This window comes from Thermobifida fusca NBRC 14071 = JCM 3263 (assembly GCF_001592045.1).
GTDB classification, from domain to species: Bacteria; Actinomycetota; Actinomycetes; order Streptosporangiales; family Streptosporangiaceae; genus Thermobifida; species Thermobifida fusca.
The window spans coordinates 1-5209 of record NZ_BCWB01000077.1; the positions used below are offsets into that span (position 1 = coordinate 1).

Below are 5209 nucleotides of genomic sequence, written 5' to 3' on the forward strand. Positions count from 1 at the left end.
GCAGCCTCGTTGACCGGTACCGGCGCGCCGTGCAAGCTCCGCCAGCCTCCCACTGCCCCGGCGGCAAACGGGGCCAGCAGAGTCACCAGGGACAGGGCCGGGGCGGGACCGTTGTCGGGGAGGGCAGCCAGCATCGGGAGCTCCGGCAGCGGCCCCAGGGCCACGCCGGTGGGCGCGACCACTGTGTCTGCCCCGAACGCGAACCCCGGGCCTGCCGCGTAGGCGACCCCGAAGATGACCGCGTTCGGCAGGTACAGCAACTGGATGACGAACAGCAGCACGCCGCCGACCACCCCGGGGGCTAGCCCGCGGGTAGTCTCGACCGCTTCGGGGAACCCTGCGGCAAGACCGGAGAAGAACAGCGCAGCCCCGGTTGCTGCGAGCACTGCGGAAGCGCTGAACAGCCCGGAGACGACGGCGCGGAGCCGTAACGGCAGGAATGCGAGCACCCCCCGCCACGGGATACGGCGCTCTTTGAGGAGCTGCCGCAGCGCTCCCAGCCCTCCAGCGAGGAACGCGAGGAGGAAACCGGTGACGAGCGCTTGGAGCATGCTGGGCTGGACCGTGTCGTCCCGCCCGATGAGCGCGAGCGTGCCGGCGATCGCCGCATACGGGCTGGCGAGGGCCAGCGCTGCCTGGGCGGCGTGCCGGAGGCGGACCAGTCCGCAGGCGCGGACAAGCCGGCTTCCCGAGTGGTACAGCAGCAGCCCGGGGAGCACGAGCAAGCCAATGGGGAACAGCCCCATCCGCCCATCCGGGGTGACGAGTTCGACGTGGTGGCCGACAAGCCACATGCGGACCGCGATCCGGAACACGTCAACGATGTCGTCACCGAACGTGGTCGGCGGGGCAGCGATCCAGCCGACGAGGGTGAGGGTGGTGAGCATAGCCAGGCCGATCGCGGCAGCCGACGCCGCGCCGACCCCACCCGACGCGTACAGCGGACGCGCCTGCGCGCTGGCGCCCACGGGACGGGACGTTGCGGGACGGCTCCCCGGGCGGTGGGGTCTTCTGCCTGGGCGACCGCCGCCAGCCGGTTGACGACGTTTCGACGTTCTTGGAGGCACGCTCACGCTTCCATGCTCCCAGCCGCCGCGGTTTTAGGAACCTATTTCCGCCTGGCGTGTCGGAAGTCGCCAAAAAATCCCAAATGTGGTAAGGCGCGCTCCGGAGAACAGAACGGAGGGCCCGCCCCTCCGCGGGAGCAGGCCCTCCGACACGCGTAGCGTGTTAGAACAGGGAACGCACCAGCTTCGCGGCCTCGCTCGGCGTCTTACCGACCTTGACGCCCACGGCTTCCAAGGCTTCCTTCTTCGCCGCAGCGGTACCGGAAGAACCGGAGACGATAGCGCCGGCGTGCCCCATCGTCTTCCCCTCAGGCGCGGTGAAGCCCGCGATGTAGCCCACGACAGGCTTGGTGACGTGCTTCTTGATGTATTCAGCGGCCCGTTCTTCAGCGTCACCGCCGATCTCACCGATCATCACGATGACGTCGGTGTCCGGGTCGGCTTCGAACGCGGCGAGCGCGTCGATGTGCGTGGTGCCGATGATCGGGTCACCGCCGATACCCACGCAGGTGGAGAAGCCAATGTCCCGCAGCTCGTACATCATCTGGTAGGTGAGCGTGCCGGACTTGGACACCAGGCCGATACGGCCCGGCTTGGTGATGTCGGCGGGGATGATGCCGGCGTTGGACTGCCCGGGGGTGATGAGGCCGGGGCAGTTCGGGCCGATGATGCGGGTCTTGTTGCCCTTGCTGCACGCGTGGGCCCAGAAGGTGGCGGTGTCGTGCACCGGGATGCCTTCGGTGATGACGACCGCGAGGCCGATCTCCGCGTCGATCGCTTCGATCACCGCGTCCTTGGCGAACTTCGGCGGCACGAAGATGACGGTGACGTCAGCACCGGTGGCCTTCATGCCTTCGGCTACCGAGCCGAAGACCGGTACCTGGGTGCCGTCGAAGTCCACCACCTGGCCGGCCTTGCGCGGGTTGACACCACCGACGATGTTGGTGCCCGCGGCAAGCATGCGACGGGTGTGCTTGGTGCCCTCGGAGCCGGTCATGCCCTGGACGAGGACCTTGCTGTCCTTGGTGAGGAAGATAGCCATGTCTTGAAATCCCCCCGCGCTTACTTCGCGGCCAGTTCGGCGGCTAGTGCGGCAGCGCCGTCCATGGTGTCCACCTGGCGGACCGCTGGGTGGTTACGTTCGTTGAGGATCGAGCGACCGAGTTCGGCGTTGTTACCGTCCAGGCGCACCACCAGCGGCTTGGTCACATCCTCGCCCCGGGATTCCAGCAGTTCGAGCGCCTGCACGATACCGTTGGCGACCGCGTCGCACGCGGTGATACCACCGAAGACGTTCACGAAGACGCTCTTGACCGCGGGGTCGCTCAGGATGATCTCCAGGCCGTTGGCCATGACCTCGGCGGAGGCGCCACCGCCGATGTCGAGGAAGTTGGCGGGCTTGACTCCGCCGTGCTGCTCACCGGCGTAGGCGACCACGTCCAGCGTGGACATGACGAGTCCGGCGCCGTTACCGATGATGCCGACCTCACCGTCGAGCTTGACGTAGTTGAGGCCCTTCTCCTTGGCCTTGACTTCCAGCGGGTCGCCTTCCGCGGCGGAGGCTAGCGACTCCAGGTCCTGCCGGAACTCGGCGTTGTCGTCCAGGGTGACCTTGCCGTCAAGGGCGACCACCCGGCCGTCCTTGGTGAGGATGAGCGGGTTGACCTCGACCAGCGTGGCGTCTTTCTCCACGAAGACTTTCCACAGCTTGGTGATGACGTCGACGGCGCCCTGGGCAGCAGCCTCGGGCAGTTTGCCTTGGGCAACGATGTCGGCCGCGACGTCAGCCGGAGCCCCCTTGAGCGGGCTGATGGGGACCTTCGCTACGGCGTCGGGGTTGGTTGCCGCAACCTCCTCGATCTCCATACCGCCCTCGGCAGAGCAGATGGAGAGGAAGGAACGGTTCGCCCGGTCCAGCAGGAAGGAGAAGTAGTACTCCTCCGCGATGTCGCTGGCCTCTTCAACGAGGACCCGGTGGACGGTGTGGCCCTTGATGTCCATGCCGAGAATCTGCTTGGCCTTAGCGACTGCGTCGTCGGGGCCGTCGGCCACCTTGACACCGCCCGCCTTGCCTCGGCCTCCGGTCTTGACCTGAGCTTTAACCACGACGCGGGGCTTGCCCGCCGCCGCGAACTCTTCGGCGATGGCACGCACCTCCTCGGGCGTGCTCGCCACCTTTCCTTGGGGTACCGGAACCCCATATTCCGCGAAGAGTGCCTTCGCCTGGTATTCGAACAGGTCCACGAGGGTCCGTCCTTGTGACTCGCTGGCTGGGTTTCTGCGGAGGTCATTCACACAACGTGGGAACCATCTGCGGGGTGTGCCACGTTGGAAAGATGCTTGTTTAAGCCATCCGCACCATGCGGAAGCTTATCCAGCCCGACTTTCCGCAACAGACACCGGGTTCCCGATGACCGGTCCCATGACCTCGTGAAACTGGTTGTTTGTCCGTTATTCCCCACACTGAGTCGATAACCCATGTGACGGGTTACACAAGCTTCACAGGGACCGTGTCACGCTCTGTCATGCTCCTTCACCCTGTGCCCGAGGGGACCGCGGATGCGACGAACTGGTCGTAGCCGAGCCGCAGCACGAGGAGCACGACGACGACCAGGAGGACAGCCCGCACGAAGCCGGTACCGCGGCGCAGCACCATGCGGGCGCCCACCTGCGCCCCGGCGATGTTGCACACCGCCAAGCCCAGCCCGATCAGCCACATCACGTCACCATTGAGGGCGAAGACGATGATCGCGCCGAGGTTGGTGGCCGTGTTGATGATTTTGGCGGACGCCGAGGCAGTGACGAAGTCCATGCCGATGATCGACGTCAGCGCGATGATCAGGAACGTGCCGGTGCCCGGCCCGATGAGGCCGTCGTAGCATCCGATCACTAGGCCCGTGATGAGGACCGCGGCTACGACCCGGGCAGGGGTGCGCAGCCGTGGTTGGGCGACCCGTCCCATCGCGGGGCGCAGCACCACGAAGACAGCGACAGCGAGCAGCACCGCCATGATGATGGGGCGCAGGGTCGCGGAGGACACTGCTCCGGCAAGCGCGGCCCCGCTTCCCGCTCCGAGGAGGGCGAGTCCGGCTGCGGACCACACCACGTGGGGTTCGGATTTGACCCCGCGAGCGTAGGTGATGGCGGCGGAGCAGGTACCGAAGATCGCTGTCAGTTTGTTGGTTCCGAGCACTGCGGCCACCGGTGTGGTGGGGAAGGCGACGAGCAGTGCGGGAAGCATCAGCAGGCCACCGCCGCCCACGACAGCGTCGACCCATCCGGCGGCGACCGCTGCGGCCATGAGCAGCGCGATGATCTCGACGTCCACGCCTACCGATCCGAAAGAACGACGTGCCGCGGCGGAACGTCCCGATACGGGCTACCTGTAGTCACAAGTCCAAGAGCCTATCTCTTTGCCGTTTTCTGCCCTGCACCATCCCCGCCCGTCGCGATGCGGGGGAGTCTGTCCCGCAGAGCGCGGAAAGCCCCAGATCGGGTAGTGGGAGGTCATGGGTGAGGACTTGGAGAGGTTGGACACGGACGAGTTGCGGGAACGGGCAGTGGAGCTCGCCCGGAAGCGGTGGGATGTCAGCTACCTGTGGAAGCTGGTGGAGCATATTCCTAGTGCGGAGGCCCTTGCCGGACGCCCAGCGGCAGGACAGGCCGGGGTGCACACCGTGTCGGCGTTGTTCAGCCAACTGATCGCAGAATTCGAAGGGGACCACCAGCTCCGTGAGGCACTGCGTCCGCTCTACTTGGACTACCTGCGCCAGCATCAAGGCACTTAACCACCGGATCCAGTAGTGTGCCTCTCCCGGGCGAGAGAGGGTATTCGCTCCTTCCGCAGCGGCACAGGCAGGGATCGCTGCATCTCCGCTCTACCCCGCGGCAACCGTGACGACGGGACCGTGCAGGATTCTCGCCTTGAAGAGGCCATGCAGTGAATTCATCCCTCTTCCCGCTCTTCTTCACCACGGTTTTTCCTGGCCATTTCCCCGACACAGGGGTGGGGGCACCCTCGCCCAGGAAAAGGCACAAAAATAGGCCCCTGCGCGAGGGGCCTTAATTCAGAGAAAACGAAAAGGAGAGGGGCAGGAAAGAGGACCAAAGCCTCACATCTACTCCCTCTCCTTTTTTGCGTG

At 65.9% G+C, this 5209-nt stretch carries 5 protein-coding genes; 1 reads left to right on the plus strand and 4 read right to left on the minus strand.

The genetic code is table 11. The features are described from left to right. The 4 genes from TF1_RS15585 to TF1_RS15600 all read right to left on the minus strand — a co-directional run. A partial coding sequence (locus TF1_RS15585) for a cell division protein PerM (protein ID WP_255266203.1) occupies positions 1-968 on the minus strand: 968 nt, incomplete at its 3' end. Between the two features lie 262 nt (positions 969-1230). Then, on the minus strand, positions 1231-2109 hold the full coding sequence (sucD, locus tag TF1_RS15590) for a succinate--CoA ligase subunit alpha (RefSeq protein ID WP_011292999.1): 879 nt from the start codon (positions 2107-2109) through the stop codon (positions 1231-1233). A gap of 20 nt (positions 2110-2129) precedes the next feature. After that, complete coding sequence (gene sucC, locus TF1_RS15595; protein ID WP_016189216.1) at positions 2130-3311, minus strand: ADP-forming succinate--CoA ligase subunit beta; 1182 nt, start codon at positions 3309-3311, stop codon at positions 2130-2132. Positions 3312-3600: 289 nt separating this feature from the next. Further along, entirely contained in the window at positions 3601-4395 is a 795-nt protein-coding gene (locus tag TF1_RS15600; protein ID WP_016189217.1) for a TSUP family transporter, read from the minus strand. A gap of 181 nt (positions 4396-4576) precedes the next feature. On the opposite strand from TF1_RS15600, the gene TF1_RS15605 reads away from it, so the two are divergent. After that, positions 4577-4855 (plus strand): hypothetical protein, encoded by a 279-nt coding sequence (locus TF1_RS15605; RefSeq protein ID WP_011293002.1) that lies wholly within the window; start codon positions 4577-4579, stop codon positions 4853-4855. The last annotated feature ends 354 nt before the right edge of the window (positions 4856-5209 follow it).